This window comes from Myxococcus sp. MH1, assembly GCF_059738865.1.
Window position 1 is genome coordinate 3,442,316 of record NZ_AP026947.1, and the last position, 20,596, is coordinate 3,462,911.

Below are 20,596 nucleotides of genomic sequence, written 5' to 3' on the forward strand. Positions count from 1 at the left end.
TTTCTCGTCTGCTCTGGCGGTTTCCTTGTCGGCGTGTGAGCCGGCCGGACAGGTCGAGCCTCCCAAGCCCTCCCCCGCCGAGAATGAGGAAGTGGCGGTGGATGCGAAGGCCCTGCTGGACAGCATGGCCGTGTTCTCGCTGCGTCCGCTGTCTCATGAGCCGGTGCCGCAGCCGGTGGGCAGCCGCATCATCAACAAGGCCGCGGCCATCCGGCTGGGCAAGGCCTTCTTCTGGGACATCCAGTCGAGCGGTGACGGCGAGACGGCGTGCGCCAGCTGTCACTTCGCCGCGGGCGCGGATGACCGCAAGAACAACACCATCCACCCGGGCTTCGACAACACGTTCGACAGCATCGCGGGGCCCGGCCAGGACTTCACGCTGGCGAAGATCACCAGCGATGACCGCGTGGGCTCGCAGGGCCCGTTCCGCGCCGCGTTCCTCGGCCTGGACATGGACAACCTGGACAACCCGGCGGACCAGTGCGTGGTGGTGCCGGACGCACCGTTCAACGAGTTCCGGCTGGTGGGCCCGCGCCACACGCCGACCGTGGTGGGCTCCGGCTTCTACCGCAACCAGTTCTGGGGCGGCGAGGCGAACGTCCTCTTCAACGGCGTGAACATCTGGGGTGACTCGGGCAACAACGGCCAGGGCTTCCTGGTGCGCATCGAGGGCGCGTCGCTGGCGTCGCAGGCCACCGGCCCCGTGACGAACTTCAGCGAGCAGGGCTGCTCGGGCCGTCAGATTCTCGGCCCCGACAGCCTGGGCACGAAGCTGATTCCGCGTCAGCCGCTGCGCCACCAGCGCGTGTCCGTCAACGACAGCGTGCTGGGCGCCATGGCGAACCCGGACGGCCCGGGCCTCTTGTGCAACGGCGCGCCGTGCACGTACGACCGGATGATTCGCGACGCGTTCGGCGACGCGCTGGCGAACCTCGGCGAGAACGCCTTCTCGCTCTTCTGGGGCGAGGCGCTCCAGGCCTACCAGGCCACGCTCATCCCGGACCAGACGCCGTTCGACCGCTTCCTGGGCGGCAACCTCTCCGCGCTCACGCCCAAGCAGCTCAAGGGCCTGTCCGTGTTCGTGGGCAAGGGCGAGTGCATCAACTGCCACACCGGCGCCATGCTGACCGACGCCACGGTGTCCTGGTACGAGATCGCCGGCCCGCTCAACCGCGACGGCGGCGACACGGGCTTCCACAACATCGGCGTGCGTCCCACCGAGGACGACCTGGCGCGCGGCGACCTGGGCGTCTTCGGCGGCGTGCCCAACTCCGTCAGCCTCTCCCCGTTCGACATGGGCGCGTTCAAGACGCCCACCCTGCGCAACGTGGGCCTCAACCCGCCGTACTTCCACAACGGCGGCTACCCCACGCTCGAGGACGTGGTGGACTTCTACGAGCGCGGCGGTGACTTCGCCAACCCGGAGAAGTCGCTGGACATCGTCCCGCGCACCTTCACCGCGAGCGAGCGCTCCGCGCTGGTGGACTTCCTGCGCAACGCCCTCACGGACTGCCGCGTCAAGACCTACCGCGCCCCGTTCGACCACCCGGAGCTGACGTTCCCCAACCGCGAGACGCTGCCCGTCACGGGCCGCGCCGGGCTCGGCGTCTGCAACTGACGCGAGGCCACCTCCCGTAACACGCCAGGCCACCCACGGGAGACTTGAGTCCCCTGGGTGGCCTCGCCCTTTCTGGCACTCCCGGACGCAAGGTTTGCGCGGGAGGCCCTGGCTACCCGGCGGGAACGCGGATGTCAGGGCTCATGTCAAAATGGGCGCTGTCTCGACTCCCGGGGCTCGCTTGATGCTCCGGGGGCCTCGTGGAAGAGTTCCTGACCTTTGCGTCAGGTCTGAACAACGGGTTTCTCCCCAGGAGCAGTCGCATGAGTCAGCAAGCCGTGCCCATCGACCCGCATGAGACGCTGTACCTGCCCATGCGGCGCCGGTTCATGAGTGAGTACGTGCAGACGGAAGAGGGCACCACCGAGCTGCGCATCTACTACGGGCTCAAGGAGATCAGCATCGAGGAGCCCGAGCTGCACGCCTTCGGCGAGAACCTGCTCAAGCAGGACAGCTTCATGGCGGGGGTGGCCACGCGCTGGTCCACCGGTGAGCCGCTGCCGTGGGAGCGGGTGAAGGAGCTGCTCGAGCACCTGCTGTCGGAGAACATCCTGTCGCGCGAGGCGCCGAAGCTCGCGGCGGAGACCGACTACCACAAGATGATCATGGCGGCGGAGGCCAAGCGCCCCGCGCCCGAGTCCCCCCTGTGGTGGAACCCCGACACGGAGGGTGTGCTCAAGCAGCTGGTGGGCCGGCCCATGGAGTTCGGCTTCCTGGAGGCGATGCTGCCGGTGCACCGCGCGGCGCACGCGGCGCTCGACGCGGAAGGGCGGCACATCGGCGAGAACAACGTCTTCCCGGACTCGATGCGCATGCGCATGGAGACCGAGTGGCGCATGTGCCCGTACCCGGGCAGCCGCTTCCGCGACGACGCGCTGATGAACGTCACGGCGCTCAAGTCCATGACCAAGGTCTGGAAGCCCTCGCTGCAGGCGATGCTCATCCTGCGCGACGAGTTCCTCAAGCGCTACCCGCTGCTGCCGGACGGCCAGTGGCGCATCGGCGACCTGCACGCGTTCAGCTGCGCGGTGCTCGCGCTGCCGTCGATGATGCTGCTCCGGGGGGAGAACCCCGTCCCCAACGGGACGCTGGACCCGCTGCTGTCGTCGGTGTTCCGCGTCACCGACGGCGTGCGCATGGTGAGCATCTACCTGATGTTCCTGCCCGAGCAGCCCATGCCGTACGAGACGCCCATCAACCCGGCGTCGCTGCTGCACCTGACGGAGCGCGACAACCACTTCCTGTCCACGCGCGGCGTGTGCGCCGGCCCGCCGCACATGGTCGAGGAGTTCTTCGCGACCATGCTGGACGGAAAGCCCCTGGCGGGCGAGCCGCTGCCCCCGCCGACGTGGCTGGAGGAGATTCCCGCCGCGTTCGACTATGGCCTGCGCGGCCTGCAGCTGTACTCGCTCCAGTTCACGCTCTGGGCGCACATGTGTCACACCTACGAGCGGCTGCGCGACATCATCCTCCAGGCCGAGGCCCCGAAGACGACCGGCTGGGGCCGGCTGCGCGAGCGGCTGGAGAAGGACTGGAAGATCATCCAGCCCACCCGTCAGCACACCGAGGTCCAGCGCGCCTGGGCCAAGGCGCGCTACGTGGAGATGTACGACCGCGCCCAGCGCGGCCTGCGCGGCTTCTCCGAGGACAAGCTGCAGCACATCTCCGACGTGTTCTCGCCGGCCAAGGACGCCGTGCACGAGGAGACGGTCCAGCAGCTGCGCGCGCTGTTCCGCGAGCGGGCCCCGGCGCCCGAGGGCGCCAACCCCGAGCTGACGGACCGGCTGGCGGACGTGCTCGCCGACTACATCACCATCGAGCGCTCCGCGGTGGGCACGCTGGACAACGTGCAGCGTGAGGTCAACAAGCTGCTCAAGCGCGAGCACCCCCAGCGCCACTTCACCAACCTGGACCTCTCCATCCACCACCGGCTGCGGTTCGCCACCATCGGCGTGCTGCCCTACCTGATGGAGGTGTTCCGCGAGGAGCTCGGGCTGACCATCCAGGACGACGTCGCGTCCGTCACCATCACCCAGGGCAACCCCCGCGCCGTGGCCGCGTGAGATGACGCGGTGTTTCACTCCCGGGCCTGGAGCCATGATGGAATGTTTCAGGCCCGGGAAGCTTGACTCACATGTTTCACCGACTTATATCGGAGTAGCCAAAAACGTCAGTTAGCTGAACTGTCGCGATTGGTGCTGATGCCTCGGAGTCCTGGAGGAAGCCCCATGCAGATCAAGACGAAGGTTCGTGGCGGTCCCCGTAGCTGTGGTGGTGGGGTCGTCATCGCTGTCTGAGTCGTTCTGTCGCTGAGGTTCTCACCTCTCACCAGGAGCATGCACATGCAGATCAAGACCAAGGTTCGTGGCGGTCCCCGTAGCTGTGGTGGCGGCGTTCTCGTCAAGGCTGTCTGAGCTGTGCAGTAGCTGAGGTCCTCAACCTCTCACCAGGAGCAAGCACATGCAGATCAAGACCAAGGTCCGTGGCGGTCCCCGTGGCTGTGGCGGCGTCATCGCTGTCTGAGCTGTGTTGTCGCTGAACCGCTGAACCCGTTCTCTCTTTCACCAGGAGCAATCCAGATGAAGATCAAGACCAAGGTTCGTGGTGGCCCTCGCGGCTGTGGCCCCGGTGGCATCAGCTACGAAGTGCTGGAGTAGTCGTCGCCCGGAGTCGTCGTTCACGCATCACACACCAGGAGCAAGCACCATGAAGATCAAGACCAAGGTTCGTGGCGGTCCCCGTGGCTGTGGTCCCGGCGGCATCAGCATCTACTACGAGCTGTAATTCCAGCCTCGCACCTCAGGAGCAGACACCATGAAGATCAAGACCAAGGTTCGTGGCGGTCCCCGTGGCTGTGGTCCCGGCGGCATCAGCATCTACTACGAGCTGTAATTCCACCCTCGCACCTCAGGAGCAAACACCATGAAGATCAAGACCAAGGTTCGTGGCGGTCCCCGTGGTTGCGGCCCGGGTGGCATCAGCATCTGGTACGACGAGGTCTGATTCAGACCCGGAGTCAGTCCTTCGGCCGTCAGTGGGCTTCGTGCCTGCTGGCGGCCGTCGTGTTTCCAGCGCCTCGTCGGTGACGTGGGGCGCGCGCCGGAGGGGTTACACCGCCCGAGGGCCGTGGCCGGGCCCCGCGGGCGGCGCTCCCAATCCCTTCAGGGGTGCGCGATGACGATGAGCGTGGGCGCGCGCGCCTCGACGCACGCCATCACCTTGCGCATCGTCACCGGGTCCAGCGCGCCGAAGGCCTCGTCGAGCACCACGACCTGGACGCGCTGGAGCAGGGCGCGCGCGACGAAGATGCGGCTCTGCTCGCCGTGGGACAGCTGCCAGCCGCGCTCGCCCACCATCTGCAGGATTCCGGCGGGCATGCGCTGGAGCAGCTCGCCCAGGCCCAGCTCCTCGCACAGCTCGCGCGCCAGCTTCACGTCGTCCTGGGTGTGGGGCCAGGCGCGGCCCAGCAGCAGGTTCATCGCCAGCGTGCCGGAGATGATGTGGTTCTCGTGGAACTGCGGCGCGCCGGCGATCTGCGCGCCCCAGCCGTCCTGCGTCCAGGTGGACATGTCCAGGCCGCGCAGCAGCACCACGCCGGAGCCCTGGCGCCTGAGGCCCGTGAGGATGGAGGCGAGCGTGGACTTGCCGGAGCCGGACGCGCCCTCCAGCAGCACGCGCTCTCCGGGATGGATGACCACGGACGCGCCCTCGAGCACCGCGCGCGGCGAGGCGGGGTGCTTGAAGTACACGTCGCGCACCTCGAGCAGCGCCTGGCTCTTGGACGGCGCCTCGGTGGCCGCGAGCGGCGTCACCTGGGGCGCGGCGTCCTCGCCGTCCTTGCCCCCGCCCACGGCGCCGGAGAGCCGGGCCGCGTCGAGCATGGGGCGCACCGCGGAGAACAGCACCCGTGAGCCGATGAGCGCCAGCGCGCCCACCGCCAGCGACATCACCGCGCGGGCACCCAGCAGGGCCGCGCCCACGCCCACCGCGATGCTCGCCGTGTCCGCCCCGGCCAGCACGCCGGGGAGGATGGCGATGATGGCCACCGGCAACAGGCCCCGGCGCGCGAGCGTCGTCACCCGCGCGGTGCCCGCGTCCCAGCGCTCGGAGGCGTCCGAGTAGCGCGCCAGCTCCTGGTCCTCCTCCTCGTGCCAGCGCGAGGGCTGCTCCTGCGCCAGCCGCGTGCGGTGGCCGAGCATCCGCTCGATGAGCGCGTGGGTCATCACCACGCGCGCCTCCGTCCAGCCCCGGAACAGCAGCGACTGGCGCGCCACGAGCACGCCCAGCAGGACGCAGTAGCCGCCCAGCGCCGCGAGCCCCAGCGTGCCCGCGGGGCCCGACAGCGTCACGCTGCCGGCCAGGGTCAGGTCCACCACCGCGAGCAGGCTGGTGAAGCTGCCGGCGAGCGCCATCTGCTCCATGCCCGCGCTCTCGAAGGTCCTCCCCACGTACTCGCCGATGCCGCCGCGCTTCGCCTCGTCCACCGGCATGGCCAGCGCGCCGGCGAGAAGCCTGCGCCTGAGCAGCGCGGACAAATCCAACGCCAGCGAGCCCTGCGTCCACGCCAGCGCCGCCTGCAGCGGCACCGCCGTCAGCCCCATCAGCGCCCACGCCCACAGCCAGCCGTGGTCCAACTGCCCCTCGAACGCGCCCCGGCCAATCAGCCACCACGCGCTGAGCACGCACACCTGGATGAGCACCGCCAGCACCAGCACCAGCGCCAGCCGCGGCGCGGTGGACAGGGCCTTGAGGTGGTGGACCAGCCGGGCGCCCGGCGGCAGCCGCAGCGTGCGCGACGCCACCAGGTGCGTGTTGGCCAGCTGCGCGCCCAGCAGCGCGCGCCGGGCGAGCAGCCGCTGAGGCTCCGGCATCGCCGCGCGCGACAGCACCCGGTCCACCGTGGAAGCCTGGGTGCCCTCGACCAGGGCCTGCACCCCGGACGTGAGCCAGGCCAGGGGCACGTCGCGCTCCGTCTCGTCCGGCGCGATGACGCGCGCGGTGCGGCCGGAGGCGGACACGCGCAGCAGCGCCGCCACCTGGACGCCCTCGCTGGTGACGACGTCCAGGAGGGCAGGGGAGGCGCGCAGGAGCGCCTTCTCCACCTCGCCATGGCGCGTGTACGCCAGGTCCAGCTCCAGCCCCTGCGACTGGGCGGCGGCGTCCAGCCACTCGCCCAGCCGGTTCGGGTCCGTGGGCGCCTGCCCGACGACCTTCGCCCGCGTCCGGGGCAGCGGCAGGCCCGCCGAGCGCGCCAGCGCCTCCAGCGCCTCCGCGCCGCGCGCCATGGGCCACACCAGCCCCGCCAGGGGCTCCGCGGGCCGGGCCCCCCTCGCCTCCGAGGCGCGCGTCATGCCGCACCCCGCTTCGACTCCGGGGGCTGCTCGGCGAGCTGTCCCTGGTCCAGCATCATCCGCCTCCAGCCGCCCTGGCCGCCCAGGGCCCGCCGCATCTGCTCCTCCTCGTCCAGCAGCGAGCGGTACACGGAGTCCTCCCGCTTCGCGAGCTCGCGCGGGTTGGCGTCCTCGACCAGCTGGCCGCCCTTGATGACCAGCACCCGGTCGAACGTCAGCGTCTCCGCGATGTCATGCATGATGCACAGCATCGTCGCCCCCTCCAGCTCCTGCCGGGAGCGCTCCAGCAGCGCCGCGCGCCGGTCCCGCTCCAGGCCGCGGAAGGGCTCGTCGAAGATGGCCAGCCGCACCCCGGGCCTCAGGAGCGCCCGGCCCAGGCGCACGCGCTGCCCCTGGCCGCCGGACAGCAGGCTGCCGCCCTCGCCCAGGCGCGTCTGGAGCCCCTGGGGCAGCTTGTCCAGGAACTCGATGAGGTCCGCGGACCTGAGCGCCTGCCCCACGCGCGGCAGCACCTCGCCCGTCTCCACCCCGTAGGCCAGGTTGTCCACCAGCGACTTGTTCCACAGCGTCACCTCGGGCTCCACCCACGCCGTCTGCCGGCGCAGGCGCGCCAGCGTCTGGCCCTTGAGCGGCTCGCCGTCCACCGTCACCTGTCCGGAGGACGGGCGGTGCCAGCCCAGCAGGATGCCCACGAGCGACGACTTGCCCGCGCCCGACGGGCCGACGATGGCCACGTGCTCGCCGGGCCGCACCGTCATGTCGATGCCCTGCAGCACCGTGAAGCCCGCCGCCTTGACCTCCACCTGCTCGAGCGTGAAGCCCACGCCGCGGGGCTGGCTCGCGAGCGCCTCGGGGGACGGCTCCTCCACCGCCTCCAGGCCCGCGCCCACCTCGTCGGGGGCCAAGAGCGGCTCCATCAGCCGGCCGGTGAGCGACGACGCGGCGGGGTACTGCCGCAGCGCGTCCGCCAGCTGCTTGCCCACCGTGGCCAGCGCCAGGGCCCAGTACACCAGCAGCAGCACCGCCCCGGGCTGGATGCCCTGGGACACGGCGTGCAGCACGATGGCCACCGAGCCTCCGGTGGCCGCCAGCATGGACAGGGTGTCGGTGAGGATGCCCCGGCCCAGCAGCGTGCGCGCGGCGCCCACGTACTCGTGCAGGGGCTCCTCGTGCGCGCGCCGCAGGGTCAGCTCCGCGCGGTGCGCGCGCAGCGCCACGGCGCCCCGCATGGCGTCCAGGTAGAAGCGCGACAGCACGCCGTCGAAGTCGCGCATGCGCCGGTCCGCCTCCAGCAGCGAGCGCTGGGCGAGCAGCGGCACCGCCAGCGCCATGGCCCCGCCCAGCACGATGAGCGGCGCGCTGCCGGGGGCAAGCCACACCAGCCCTCCCAGCGTCACCAGCATCTCCGAGGTGGCGCGCAGCACGCCGACGCCGAGCGTGGGCACGCTGCGCACCTGGTGGATGCCGTGGCAGCGCTGCGCCATGTCGGAGACGAGCCGGCTCTTGAAGTAGCGGTCCCCCAGCCGGGGAATCTTGTCGAGGAACGCCAGCCGCAGCCGGACCTCCAGGCGGCGGCCCAGCTTCAGCGTCCCCATGGCCAGGGGCAGCTCCAGCGTGAACAGCACGCCCATCAGCACCAGCAGCGTCACGATGCCCGCCAGCCGCTGCTCCTGGGTGGTGAGGTAGCGGCCCGCGTCGATGATGCCGCGCAGCAGCAGCGCCTCCAGGAAGCCTCCCACCGCGGCCGTCAGGGCGATGGCCGCGAGGATGGAGGGGGCCAACAGGCCGTCGCGGCGCATCAGCCCGATGAGCTCGCGCAGCGGACGGGTGGGGGGCTCCAGGAGCGCCGCCTTGAGGTCCGCGGACAGGGGCTCCTCGTCCTCCTCCCGCGTCTGGCGCAGGCCCCGGGCGAGGATGCAGACCACGCCGCGCAACGTCACCTCCTCGCCATCCGGAGCGCCCACCGCCGTCCAGTAGGTGGCGGGGATGACCTGCTCGGCGCGGCCCTCCTCCAGGGCCACGTGCACCTCCTTCAACAGCTGCTCCAGGAAGCGCGCGGACCCCTCGCCGTGCTCCACGCCGCCGCCGTCCACCAGCGTCTGGACCATGCGTGTCGTCGCGTCCAGGCACGCCACGCCCTTCCAGCTCGCGTCGGCCAGGGCCTCGTCGAGCAGCCTCGCCGCGAGCGCCTTGTCCACGAGCGCCTGCAGCCTCAGGCGCATCCCGGCGAGGAACTCGTCCGTGCCGGCCCAGTCGCGGAAGGCCTCGGCCGGGACGGGCAGGGCGTGGACGTAGAGCCGGTCCATCAGCTCCGCCACCGACACCCAGCGCCGTCCCAGCGCGGGGTCCATGATCTGCACCCGGTCACCGATGCGGCGCCAGACGACGATGAAGTGCAGGTTGCTGTCCGCCAGACGCACCACCATGATGGCCGGCAGCGTCTTCGTCTCCGGCATCAGCACCTGGTCGCGAGGCAGGACGACCTGGGTGGCCTCCAGGCCCAGCTTGCCGGCCAGCTCCTCCAGCACGTCCACGGACGTCCCGTCGATGTCCGTCTGGCAGGCCTCGCGCAGCCGGCCGTAGCTGACGGACACGCCGAAGCCGTCGAAGAGCGCCTTGAGGGCCGCCGGACCGCAGTCCATGGCGGAGGTCTGGATGACTTCGGGGATGAGCAGCCTTCGTGTGCCCGCCATGGCTCAGCTCCCGCCCCGCGACATCTCCAAATCCCCCGACGAGCGCGGCGGCAACGGGCGCGAGCGCGCCGGCGCCTCCAGCCCCCGCCCCAGCGCGCGCAGCACCAGCTTGAGCGGCGTGGAGTCCTCCACCGCGATGTCCACGGTGCCCGGCAGGCCGTGCTCCAGGGGGATGCCCACCGGCATCTCGTCCACGGACAGCTCCACGCGCACCAGCCCGTCGCGCGCCTCGCTCGCCACCGCCACCACCGTGGCGCGCACCATGCCGAACTCCGTCCAGGCGAAGCCCTCCAGCTTCATGCGCGCCGGCTGGCCCGCGCGCACCCGGCCCAGCGCCGTGGCGGGGGACAGCTGCGCGACGATGCGCACGTCGCCGCCCGCGACGACGGTGGCCATGCGGTCCCCGGCCCTCACCTGCGTGCCCACGCGCACCGGGCTCGTCTCGCCGAGGATGCCGTCGGCGGGCGCCTTCACCACGCGCCGCTCCAGCTCTTCACGCAGGCGCTCCACGGAGGCCTGCGCCACGCTCTCGGCGGCCTCCAGCTCCGCGATGTCCCGCTTGAGCGCCGCGGCCCGGATGCGCCGCTCGGTGGCCAGCATCGTCCCATCCATCTTCACGCGCGTGAGCGCCGCGCGGGAGGCCTGCTCGGAGGCCTGGGCGCGCTCCAGCTCGGTGCGCACGCGGCTCCACTCGGACTCGCTGATCAACTGGCGCGAGTGCAACTGCTCCGCGCTCGCCTTCTCCTCGAGCGCCCGGCGCGCCAGCGCCTCGGCCTCCACCAGCCGGGCCTTGGCCTCCTCCACGCCCGCAGCGCCGCGCTCCTGCTGGGCCACGAGCGCGCCCTGCTCCACCTCGAGCTCCGCGCGCGCCGCCGTCAGCTGCGGCCCCAGGCCCCGAAGCTGGGCCTCCGCCTCCGCCAGCTGCCGCGCCTCCTGCTCGTGGGCGAGCTCGAAGAGCACCTCGCCCGCGCGCACCTGCCGGTGCAGCTCCACCCGCGTCTTCACCAGCCGCCCGTCCACCGGCGCATCCACGGCGTACACCTCGCGGTGGACCTCCAGCCGCGCCTGCACGCTGGGCTCGTAGACGGTGATGCTCGCTCGCAGGAACCACACGCCCCAGACGGCGAACAGCCCCACCGGCAACAACCAGAGCGCCGAGCGCCCTCGCCCCCGCAGCAGCGCGCGCACGGTGCGCGGGAACATTCCTTCACCAACTCTCATGAGCGAAGCCTACCTCATCACCGTGGAACAGACGGACTCCCCGCCAGACCTTCCACCCGGGACGCTCCCGGAGGTCGGCGCCCATCCTCGCCCGGCGGACTGACGCGCGGCAAAGCCAGGGGCGTCACCTCCCCATGCCGCACGCGCCCCGTCCGCGATTGTCTTCTCCGCGCCTTCGTGAATGGACAATCCATCCAGGCCCGGAGCCGCGCGGCGCCCGGAACACAGCCGGCCGACATGTCAAGGGTTGTCCAGGTCAGTCCTATCTCGAAGATAGGGCTCATAAAATGGCTAAAACATGTTTTCAGGATATTGCGACGCGGGGCGTGATGCGGTCTCCACGTATCACCGAGGCGGCGCCCCTCCGCCGCGTCCGGAGCCGGCCCCTTGTAACCGGTTCGGGCGCACTGGCTTCGGGCCCCAGGTGGATTCATGACCCAGGGGTCTCTCAGGTTTCGATAAACTGCGCCATCTATCCAAGTCCCCGGATCTATTTGGATTAGCGGGTTTTTCAGTTCAAGGCTTGACTCCCAATTTTCATCGATTTTTAATGATTCTACTCCGGGTGTGCATGGGCAACCGTGTCGCCTGGAGCGAACGTGGTTCAACCCAGGAGCGACATCATGAAGATCAAGACCAAGGTTCGTGGCGGTCCCCGCGGCTGTGGCCCGGGCGGCATCAGCATCTGGTACGACACCGTTCTGGCGTAGTCGTCCAGACGTCGTTGTTTCACCGTAGTGACTCAATCACCAGGAGCAGACACATGAAGATCAAGACCAAGGTTCGTGGCGGTCCCCGTGGTTGCGGCCCCGGCGGCATCAGCATCTGGTACGACGACGTGCTCCAGCAGCTCCCGTAGTTTCGTCCCCGGGCGGTGATTCGCTCGGACGAAGCTCGAAATCGCCAGTGAGCGGAACATCGCTCGCTGGCGATTTTTTCATGCCTTCGCGAGGTCGCCTGTATTTTCTTCCGATTCGCGAAGTCTGAGATTGGCTGTGGCGTGAGAGGTTACAAAGACTTTCGCCGCATTCTTTGCGTGGTCACTTGACTGGCCGATTACACCCGCCTTTAATGATTCTACTTCCGATGCGGACCGGGAACGGTGAATCGCACGCAATGGCGACTCGGGAGCCGCGTAATGGCTGGATGGACGGGGAATAGGGGCGGGTAGCGCGGGTTGTGGAGGGGCCGGGAGCAGCGCCGGCCGAGGGGCGGCGGGACCGCGGGTGACCTTGGAGCTCGCGTGTCAGAGGGGTGTGTATAGATTGGCTGGCACCTGAAGAACCAGAAGGTGTCGTCGTCCGTAGACTCAAGAGCTTTTCATCAACGCCTTCCAGCCATCCAATCCCCGGGGTTGGGTGTCTGGTGTCAACGCAGTACATCCAGGAGCGTACCATGCAGATCAAGACCAAGGTTCGTGGCGGTCCCCGTGGTTGCGGTGGTGGCGTGGTGCTGACCAACCAGGTCCGCACGCAGCTGCCGTAGTCGACTGGCATCACCGCTTCATCCATCCGACTCCAGCGATGGAGTCATCCTCACCAGGAGCTCATCATGCAGATCAAGACCAAGGTTCGTGGCGGTCCCCGTGGTTGCGGCGGTTCCCTGCCCGTGCTGACCGGCACGGTCCGCACCCAGCTGCCGTAGTCGGCGCTGGATCATCCTCACCCGACTCCAGCGATGGAGTCATCCTCACCAAGGAGCTCATCATGCAGATCAAGACCAAGGTTCGTGGCGGTCCCCGTGGTTGCGGTGGTGGCGTGATCATCGCGGTGCGTTCCGACGCGCTCGCGGCCATCCCGTAGTCCTCCGTCAGCATCCCGAGCTGACTTCACTCACACCTGATTCCGAGGAGTCCATCATGCAGATCAAGACCAAGGTTCGTGGCGGTCCCCGTGGCTGTGGCGGTGGTGTTGCGATTCCCGTGCGCACCACGGGCGGCGTCCTCACGCAGATCCCGTAGTCGTCAGTCTTCCAGACTGAGTCCAACCCAGGCTGTTCTCGATAGGAGCTCGTCATGCAGATCAAGACCAAGGTTCGTGGTGGTCCCCGTGGCTGTGGTGGCTCTCTCCCGCTGCCCACGCAGCCCGTGCTGGACGCCGCCTACGCGCTGTAGTCCTTGTTTGGGCACGTAGAGTGCCTGTCCAAGACGCGAGTCGCCAGGGGGCGGAGTTCCTCGCCCTCTGGCGGCTGTCATTGCGGGGCCCGGTGAGGCTCGCGCGAATCCCTGTCGTGGGGAGGGCGCGCTAGAGTCCCCGGGATGATCAACCCGGTTCATGTGTATGCCTGGCAGGCGGCCATCGTCGGCAACGCGCGGCTGGAGGGCCGCCCGGTGCGCGCGCTGATGCTCGAGGACCCGTGGGCGGGCTCCTTCGCGCGGAGCCCGGAGACCTTCCTGGGCTTCGAGGTGGACGGGGGCTTCGAGCCGTCGTTCGACCGGTGGTTCGAGCGGATGAAGGCGCGGGGGCTCCTGGCCATCCGCTCGCTCCGCGTCTCCGACCCTTCGATCTGGGTGCTGTACGAGCCGCCCGACTCCCCGCCCCGGTTGCCGGAGCTGGCGCTGGTGTTCCCGGACCGGGTGGTCTGGTACCGCTACTTCTTCCCGTGGCCGGGCCCCCAGGCCCGGTCCGCCGTGTCGCAGGAGGACGGCTTTCGCGAGGTGCCGGAGACGCGCTCGGCGGCGGTGCCCTCGGTGGAGGACGCGGAGCGGGAGCTGCTCGCGGCGACGCGGGAGTACGTCGCGTTCGTGGGGCCTCAGGCTCGCAAGGACCACTCGAGCGACGTGTTCTACGCGGCCATGGGGCAGAAGGCGCTGGAGCTGCTGACGGACACGGAGGCGAGCTTCCAGACGCGACTGGCGGCCCTGCGGGAGGCGGACGTGAAGGAGTCCCGCCGGCGCAGCAAGGACTGGTGGCCCGTGCAGCCGGCGACGCGCGCCATGCGGCCACAAATCTTCGAGAACGCGGCCAGGAGCCTGGAGCGGGACGACTACCTGCGGGTGATGGAGGCGGCGGGGCTGTCCTGGAGGGCCGTGCGGCTGGCCTGCGCCGCCCAGGACATCTGGCCGCTCAACATGCACAACGAGCGCACGTCGGAGGACATGCTGCCGCCGTTCGTCCAGGCGCCGGGGTACGCGGCCATCGGGAAGCGCTGGGCCGACGCGGCCAACGCCGCGTGCAACGCCGCGGTGAACGCGCGCTGAGCGCCTCCGCCGGACCTGGGAGCGCCCCTCTCGGCTCCAAGGGGCGCCCCGGGAAGGCGCCTTGCTTCAGCCGGCCCGGGCCAGCTGTGGCGGCGGCAGGGCCGACGGCGCGAGGACGACGTAGCCGGTGGCGATGAGCGTCTCCTCCACGGCGAGCGAGACGGCGCCCTGCACGGCGCCCGCCTGGGTGGGCTTGCAATTCACGCCGATGGCGATGACGGGCCCCTGCGCGGTGAACTCCGCCACGTCGACGCTGGGCACGGGCACCGCCTGGACGCCGGGCACCACCACGACGCGCTCGCGGAAGGCCTTCATCAGCCCATGGATGTCCCCGCCGTGCGTCAGCGGCACCTTCACCACGATGCGGCGGTGGGGGTGGTGGCTGAAGTTGATGATGTTGTCGCTGAAGAGGCGGTTGTTGCCGACGGAGATGCGCAGGTTGTCGCCCGTGTCGATGGTGGTGGCGAACAGGCCGATCTCCTGCACCAGGCCCGTGACGCCGGCGGCGGAGATTTCGTCGCCCACGCGGAAGGGCCGCAGCACCAGCAGGAAGATGCCCGCGGCGAAGTTGGAGAGCAGCCCGGACCACGCCGTGCCGATGGCGATGCCCGCGGCGGCCAGCAGCGCGGCGAACGAGGTGGTCTCGAACCCCATCATCCCCAGGATGCCCAGCAGCAACAGGATGGTGAGGGAGCCCGCGAACAGCGACTCGATGTACCGGATGAGCGTGGCGTCGAACTGCCGCTTCTGCAGCGTCAGGTTCAACACGCGCCGGAAGGTGCTGATGATTGCACGTCCCACGAACCACAACACGAGGGCGCCCATTGCCTTGAGCAGGAACGGGAAGGCCTCCGCGAGAGCCAACGTCTTCAACTGTTCGATGACCGCGTCCATGACGCTCCTGAAGCGGCCGAGAGTCCACGGACGTGGCGGGCCTGCTCCGGTCCGGCCGCGTGTGCAGGGCACGGGCCATCCCGGCGGCCTCACGTAAGTCTGCGAATGCCCGGCTTCCTCATGCCGAGGTCACAAGCGACGCGGGGAGGTCCTCCCCAGCCTGGACACGTCAGCCGCGAACGTTGACGCGTCAGGGGGGCCTCGACGCGGCGGCGTGGGCCCTTCAGGGCGCGGTGACGAGCCGCAGCCCTCGCTCCCGGACCAGCGCCCCGAGGGCCTCGTCCGACACCGAGGTTCCTCGTACATCCAGCACGCGCAACTGGGGCAGGGCGCGCAGCGCGGCCAGGCCCGCGTCGGTGACACCGGTGCGGGGCAGGTGGAGCGTGTGCAGCGTCCTGGGCAGATGTCCCAGGGACGCATCGCCGATGCGCGCCCGGGCGAGGCTGAGCCAGGTGAGCTGGGGGAAGCCCCTCAGGGCCTGGAGGCTCTCGTCGTTGAGCCACGTGGCGCCCAGGTCCAGTCGTGTCAGGCGCGGCAGTCGCTGGAGGGCCACCAGTCCGGAGCCGCTGATGGGCGTGCCCGCGACGTGAATCGACTCCAGGCCGGCCAGCTCGGCCAGCTGCCCCAGCCCCAGGTCGGTGAGCAGGGTGCGCTCGGCGCGCAGGGACTGGAGGTGGGGCAGGGCGCGCAGCGCGGGCAGCCACTCGTCGTTGAAGGCGGTCCGGCTCACGTCCAGCTCGCGCAGGGCCGCGTGCAGATGCCCCAGGGCCTGGGGGCCCATGGGCGTGGCGCTCAGGTCGAGCCGAACCAATCGCTCCAGCCCTCGAAGCGCGGCGAGCGAGTCATCCGTCACGGCCAGGCCGGACAGGCCCAGCCGCTCCAGCGCGATGAAGCCCGCGAGCACGTCGAGTCCCCCCGCCGCGACGGCGGTCCTCGACAGCTCCAGCTCCCGCAGGGCCACGAGTCCTCGCACCTGTCGCAGGGCCGCGTCGTCCACGCGGGTGTCGTCGAGGTGGAGCAGCTCCAGCGCGCTCAGTGCCGCGAGGTGCCGGAGCCCCGGGCCCCGCAGGTGGGTCTTCGTGAGGACCAGGGCGCGCAGCGCCTTCAGGCCGGAGAGGTGGCCAAGGCCCAGGTCGGTGATGCGGGTGTGGCCCAGGTGCAGCGCCTCCAGGTTCCGCAGCGTGCCGAGGTGCGCGAGGCCCGTGTCGGTGAGCCCGGTGCGCGCGAGGCCCAGCCACGTGAGGCCCGGCAGCTCCCGCAGCCGCGCGAGGCCCGCGTCCGTCACGTGCGTCCCGCTCAGCACCAGCGTGTGCAGGCGCGCTCCGGGCACCCAGGCGAGGACGGTGTCGTCCACCGCGGTGTCGGAGAGGTCCAGCCACTCGAGCTCCGACTGGGCGGCGAGGGCAGACAGCGCACGCGGGCTGATGGCGGTGCTCGCGAGGGTGAGGCGCCGCAGCGTCGTCAGCCCGGACAGGAAGCCGAGGCCCGCGTCGGAGATGGCCGTCTCATCCAGACGCACGACGGCCAGCCTCCGCATCTCCCTCACGTGCGCGAGCCCCCCGTCGGTCACCCGGGTGCCGTCCAGGTGCAGGGCCTCCAGGGCGGTGAACTCCCGCAGGGCCTCCAGGTGCGCGTCGCCCAGCGGGGTGCCCGAGGCGCGCAGGCCCACCGCGCCCGAGTCGCGCAGCAGCCGCGCGAGGAGCGACGGGGCGGGCAGGGGCGCCGAGTCGAAGCAGAGCTCGGGCACCTGATGCGCCTTCAAAGCGGTGGCCCGCTGACGTGCCTCCTCCTCCGTCACGAGCGCGCCGAGCGGCTCCGCGCACCACGTGCCCCCGGTGGGGGGCTGGAAGCCGGTCGCGTCCGTCGTCAGGGGGCGCCAGCGCTCGAGCCCTCCTTCGGGAAGCACGCGGTAGGCGGTGAGCAGCGCGGGAGGTGGCTCGACGCGCGGAGGAGGAGCAGGAGGGGCGACAGGCGGCGTGGTGGCGCAGCCCATCAGGAATCCCACGAGGAGCCGCCACGTCCCAGGTCTCATCGGGCCGAGCGTAGCGGTTCCCCTCCCGGCTCAGGAGGACTTCGTCGCCGACAGGAGCCTCTCCACGGCGACGAGCACGGCGGCCGCGCTGGCCGGGTGCTTGACGAAGGCGGCGGGGCTGAGGTTGGACAGGCGGCCCATCAGCGAGTCCGGTCCGCTCACGTTCACCATGACGATGCGCGAGCCGGGGCGCGCCGCCGTGCTGAGCACATCCAGCGCGGAGCCCGTGTCCACGATGATGATGCGCGCGGGCTTGTCGCTGTCCGTCACGACGCGCAGGCCCTTCTGCTCGAACAGCTCGGTGATGAGCGCCATCAAGCGCGCGTCCGACAGGCGCACCAGCACCGGCTCCCGCGTGTCCAGCTCCACCGCGTTGGCGGCCTGGGGCGCGGGCCCCTTGCCCAGCTCCCTCACGTCCTTCTTCAAGAGCTCCATCACATCCGTCTTCAGCACGCCCCGCACGCGCTGGAGCAGCGAGGCGTCCTGGGCCACGAACGCCTTCAATCGCTGCTCACCGTCGGGTGCCAGCTGCGTGAAGGCCACGCCCATGCCGTCCTCGCGCGACCACGCCACCTGACCGAAGGCCCGCAGCGCCTGGGCCGAGTCGGGGAGGGTGATGCGCAGCTCCAGCGTGCTCCCCACCGGCAGCGCGCGCGGGGTGCGGATGGCGAGCCCTCCCGTGCCGATGTTCCTGCTGTACGCGCGCACCACGTCATCCTGCGTGGCGAACGTCAGCTCCAACACCGCGTCCGCGCGAGCGGGACGCGCGGGCAGGGGGCTGCCCTCGGGGGGCAGCGCTCCCAATTCCAGCAGCACGTCCCGGAGCAACTCCAGACGCTGCGCTTCGTCGGGGCCGAGCGGCGCCGTGCGCTGTCGCTCCAGCAGCGTCTTGTATTCCTCGAGCGCGTTGGCGCGTGGACTTCCCATGATGCCCCCCTGCCTGCCTTTCGCGCCTCCCAGCCTGCCATGTCCTCACGGACTGGCGCGAGAGGTCCACTTCCACCCTGTCCTCATGCATACACCCTGGTATAGGCCAGCGCATGGACGTCCCTCCCTCGCTTCCTACCCGCCCGGGCCTGCTGTCGAGCCTGCTGCGCTGGGGTGTGGCGTGCGCGGCGATGCCGCCCCTGCTCACGCCCGCGCTCCTGCTGGGGCCCGTCAGCCCCGGGGCCTCGGACGCGCTGATGCGGACGTGGTGTCTGTGGGCCCGGCGCGTCTTCGGCGTGGACGTGGAGGTGGTGGACCACAACGAGGGCCGCTACGACGCATCCTCGTATCTGTTCCTGCAACTGAACCAGACGAGCTTGAGCGAGACGTTCGTGACGCCCCCGGCGCTGCCCCGGCCCGTGCGCATCTTCATGAACATCGAGTATGCGGCGCTGCCCTTCGCGGGCTGGGTGCCCTGGGCCCAGGGCTCCACGGTGGTGGTGCGCCAGTGGAGCGCGCAGGCGCGCCGCGCCGTGGACCGCGCCGCCCAGGCCCTGCGCGAGGGCGCCAGCTATTACATGTCCATCGAGGGCCGACGCAGCGAGGACGGCCGGCTCAATCCCTACCGCAAGGGCGCGGCGGTGCTCGCCATCCGCTCCGGCGCCGCCCTGGTCCCCATGGTGTTCCACGGCGCGCGGGACGTGCTGCCCTTCGGGGAGTGGCGCGTCAGGCCGGGGCGGGTGCGCGTGGAGCTGTTGCCCGCCATCCCCACCGAGGGCCTGCGCTACGAGGACCGGGACGCGCTCGTGGAGCGGCTGCGCGCCCTCGCCCGGGAGCGGGGCTTGGAATAGCCCCGCCCGGGGGTAGGCTCCAGGGCATGTCCTACCAACGCAACCCGGTGAAGGCGCCACGCGTGTCGGGGCTGGCGCTCAAGGCGTTCGTCAACACCCTGGAGAGCGCCGTCGGCTCACCCGTGCTGGAGAAGCTGGTGCGCGACAGCGGCATCGACCGGTGGCGGGAGCTGTCCGCCGGTGATGCGCCCCCGCTCCAGTACCCGCTGCCTCCGGGCGCGCCCGCCACCGAGCCCCAGTCCCCCACGGAGCAGGCCTCGCGCGCCATCCTGGCGCAGCCCGTGACGCCGGAGCGCGAGACGGTGGGCGCGTATGTCCGGGCCTACCGCGAGGGCGGCGCGGACCCGGTCTCCGTGGCCCGTCGCCTGAACGAGGCCATCGACCGGCTGGAGCGCGGCGAGGCGCGCATGGGGTGGTTCATCGCGCGCAAGCCCGACGAGGTGCTCCGCGCCGCCGAGGCCTCCGCCGGGCGCCATCGCGAGGGCCGCGCGCTGAGCGTGCTGGACGGCGTGCCGGTGGTGCTCAAGGACGAGGTGGACCTGGCGGGCTTCCCCACCACGCTGGGCACGCGCTTCCGCCACCAGGTGGCCTCGGTGGACTCGACGGTGGCCGCGCGCCTCAAGGCCGCGGGCGCGCTCATCCTGGGCAAGGCCAACATGAACGAGATTGGCATCAACCCCATCGGGTTGAATCCGCACCACGGCGTCGCGCGCAACCCGTGGAACCGGGGCCACATCACCGGAGGCAGCTCCAGCGGCTCGGCCGCCGTCGTCGCCGCGGGCCTGTGTCCGCTGAGCATCGGCGCGGACGGCGGTGGCTCCATCCGCATCCCGGCGGCCCTGTGCGGCATCGTCGGCCTCAAGGCGACGTGGGGCCGCATCCCCGAGACGGGCGTGCCGCCCCTGTGCTGGAACGTGGGGCACGTGGGGCCCCTGGGCCTCACGGTGGACGACGTCGCGGCGGCGTATGCGCTGCTCGCCGGACCTGACGGCAAGGACCTGGTCTCCCAGGGCCAGCCCCCGCATCACCTGTCCGGTTACGAGCGCGCGGACCTGACGGGCGTGAGGCTGGGCATCTGCTGGCCCTACTTCGAGGACGCGTCCCCGGACGTGGTGGCGCGCTGCAAGGAGGCGGTGCGCGCGCTGACGGCCGCGGGCGCCACCGTGGTGGAGGTGCCCGCGCCGGATTTGAACACCGTGCTCTGGACGCACAGCTGCATCATCCTCAGCGAGATGGCCGAGTCGATGCTGCCGCACTCGCGCGAGCACGCCTCGGACTTCGGGCTCGACTCGCGCACCAACCTGGCCATCGGCAGGCACTTCCGGGCCACGGACCTGGTGCACGCCCTGCGGCATCGCCACCGGCTGACGCGCGAGCTGCTCGCCGTCATGGCGGGCGTGGATGTCCTCGTCACCCCGTCGACGGCCACCACCGCGCCCCTCATCCCCGAGGGCACGCTGCCCGACGGCGAGTCGAACCTGCCCGTCGTCGACGCGCTGATGCGCTTCGTGCGCGAGGGGAACCTGACGGGCTTCCCCGCCCTGTCCGTCCCGGCCGGCCACGACAGCGCGGGGCTGCCCGTGGGCCTGCAGCTCATGGGGCGCCCCTACGAGGAGCACCTGCTGCTGCGCCTGGGCCGCGTCGTGGAGCGCGCCACGGCCGCTCGCACGCCCGCCGTGCATGTCACCGCCCTGCGCTGAGCACGATTCAAAGACATCCTGGAATTTGCCAAGCCCATCGTTCCTGGTGGGCTTGTGTGTATTAACGCTGGCAAAACCAGAAAGACCCGCCCATTATTCCCTCGGCGCGG

11 protein-coding genes are annotated in these 20,596 nt (G+C 70.7%); 5 read left to right on the forward strand and 6 right to left on the reverse strand.

What is annotated here, in order from left to right; genetic code table 11:
• Positions 1 to 97 precede the first annotated feature (97 nt).
• Together AC6JA9_RS13915 and AC6JA9_RS13920 are read left to right on the forward strand one after the other, a co-directional pair.
• The gene (locus AC6JA9_RS13915; RefSeq protein ID WP_267696984.1) at positions 98 to 1,618 is read left to right on the forward strand and encodes a cytochrome-c peroxidase; all 1,521 of its coding nucleotides are present in this window, start codon (positions 98 to 100) and stop codon (positions 1,616 to 1,618) included.
• 263 nt (positions 1,619 to 1,881) lie between these two features.
• A complete protein-coding gene (locus AC6JA9_RS13920) occupies positions 1,882 to 3,681 on the forward strand; it encodes a hypothetical protein (RefSeq protein ID WP_408891032.1) in 1,800 nt (599 codons plus the stop codon).
• A 1,098-nt stretch (positions 3,682 to 4,779) separates the two neighbouring features.
• Here AC6JA9_RS13920 and AC6JA9_RS13925 read toward each other — a convergent pair.
• Genes AC6JA9_RS13925 through AC6JA9_RS13935 form a run of 3 tightly spaced genes read right to left on the reverse strand, consistent with a single transcriptional unit; the run spans position 4,780 to position 10,865 of the window.
• Positions 4,780 to 6,969 carry an ATP-binding cassette domain-containing protein gene (locus AC6JA9_RS13925; protein ID WP_267696982.1) on the reverse strand — a complete coding sequence of 730 codons (2,190 nt, stop codon included), beginning with the start codon at positions 6,967 to 6,969 and terminating at the stop codon, positions 4,780 to 4,782.
• A complete protein-coding gene (locus AC6JA9_RS13930) occupies positions 6,966 to 9,662 on the reverse strand; it encodes an ATP-binding cassette domain-containing protein (protein ID WP_408891031.1) in 2,697 nt (898 codons plus the stop codon). The genes AC6JA9_RS13925 and AC6JA9_RS13930 overlap by 4 nt, the downstream gene beginning before the upstream one ends.
• A 3-nt stretch (positions 9,663 to 9,665) precedes the next feature.
• Positions 9,666 to 10,865: an HlyD family secretion protein gene (locus tag AC6JA9_RS13935; protein WP_223752202.1), complete on the reverse strand. Its 1,200-nt coding sequence runs from the start codon at positions 10,863 to 10,865 to the stop codon at positions 9,666 to 9,668.
• A gap of 2,275 nt (positions 10,866 to 13,140) precedes the next feature.
• Here AC6JA9_RS13935 and AC6JA9_RS13940 point away from each other — a divergent pair.
• Complete coding sequence (locus tag AC6JA9_RS13940) at positions 13,141 to 14,082, forward strand: hypothetical protein (RefSeq protein ID WP_497959909.1); 942 nt, start codon at positions 13,141 to 13,143, stop codon at positions 14,080 to 14,082.
• 66 nt (positions 14,083 to 14,148) lie between these two features.
• Here the strand turns inward: AC6JA9_RS13940 and AC6JA9_RS13945 are convergent, their stop codons facing one another.
• The 3 genes from AC6JA9_RS13945 to AC6JA9_RS13955 form a co-directional block, all read right to left on the reverse strand.
• The gene (locus AC6JA9_RS13945) at positions 14,149 to 14,976 is read right to left on the reverse strand and encodes a mechanosensitive ion channel family protein (RefSeq protein WP_223785062.1); all 828 of its coding nucleotides are present in this window, start codon (positions 14,974 to 14,976) and stop codon (positions 14,149 to 14,151) included.
• 223 nt (positions 14,977 to 15,199) lie between these two features.
• Positions 15,200 to 16,981, reverse strand: a complete 1,782-nt coding sequence (locus AC6JA9_RS13950) for a leucine-rich repeat domain-containing protein (protein WP_497959910.1) — start codon at positions 16,979 to 16,981, stop codon at positions 15,200 to 15,202.
• Between the two features lie 57 nt (positions 16,982 to 17,038).
• Complete coding sequence (locus AC6JA9_RS13955; protein WP_223752206.1) at positions 17,039 to 17,935, reverse strand: PilZ domain-containing protein; 897 nt, start codon at positions 17,933 to 17,935, stop codon at positions 17,039 to 17,041.
• A 113-nt stretch (positions 17,936 to 18,048) separates the two neighbouring features.
• Between AC6JA9_RS13955 and AC6JA9_RS13960 the strand changes: the two genes are divergently transcribed.
• Together AC6JA9_RS13960 and AC6JA9_RS13965 are read left to right on the forward strand one after the other, a co-directional pair.
• Complete coding sequence (locus AC6JA9_RS13960; protein WP_223752207.1) at positions 18,049 to 18,786, forward strand: lysophospholipid acyltransferase family protein; 738 nt, start codon at positions 18,049 to 18,051, stop codon at positions 18,784 to 18,786.
• Between the two features lie 26 nt (positions 18,787 to 18,812).
• Positions 18,813 to 20,486 carry an amidase gene (locus tag AC6JA9_RS13965; RefSeq protein WP_223752208.1) on the forward strand — a complete coding sequence of 558 codons (1,674 nt, stop codon included), beginning with the start codon at positions 18,813 to 18,815 and terminating at the stop codon, positions 20,484 to 20,486.
• Positions 20,487 to 20,596: the final 110 nt, after the last annotated feature.

Coding starts and splice junctions, on each gene's coding strand:
- AC6JA9_RS13935 (WP_223752202.1), bottom strand. CDS start 10,865: ATGTTCCCGCGCACCGTGCGCGCGCTGCTGCGGGGGCGAGGGCGCTCG.
- AC6JA9_RS13930 (WP_408891031.1), bottom strand. CDS start 9,662: ATGGCGGGCACACGAAGGCTGCTCATCCCCGAAGTCATCCAGACCTCC.
- AC6JA9_RS13960 (WP_223752207.1), top strand. CDS start 18,049: ATGGACGTCCCTCCCTCGCTTCCTACCCGCCCGGGCCTGCTGTCGAGC.
- AC6JA9_RS13940 (WP_497959909.1), top strand. CDS start 13,141: ATGATCAACCCGGTTCATGTGTATGCCTGGCAGGCGGCCATCGTCGGC.
- AC6JA9_RS13965 (WP_223752208.1), top strand. CDS start 18,813: ATGTCCTACCAACGCAACCCGGTGAAGGCGCCACGCGTGTCGGGGCTG.
- AC6JA9_RS13925 (WP_267696982.1), bottom strand. CDS start 6,969: ATGACGCGCGCCTCGGAGGCGAGGGGGGCCCGGCCCGCGGAGCCCCTG.
- AC6JA9_RS13920 (WP_408891032.1), top strand. CDS start 1,882: ATGAGTCAGCAAGCCGTGCCCATCGACCCGCATGAGACGCTGTACCTG.
- AC6JA9_RS13955 (WP_223752206.1), bottom strand. CDS start 17,935: ATGGGAAGTCCACGCGCCAACGCGCTCGAGGAATACAAGACGCTGCTG.
- AC6JA9_RS13945 (WP_223785062.1), bottom strand. CDS start 14,976: ATGGACGCGGTCATCGAACAGTTGAAGACGTTGGCTCTCGCGGAGGCC.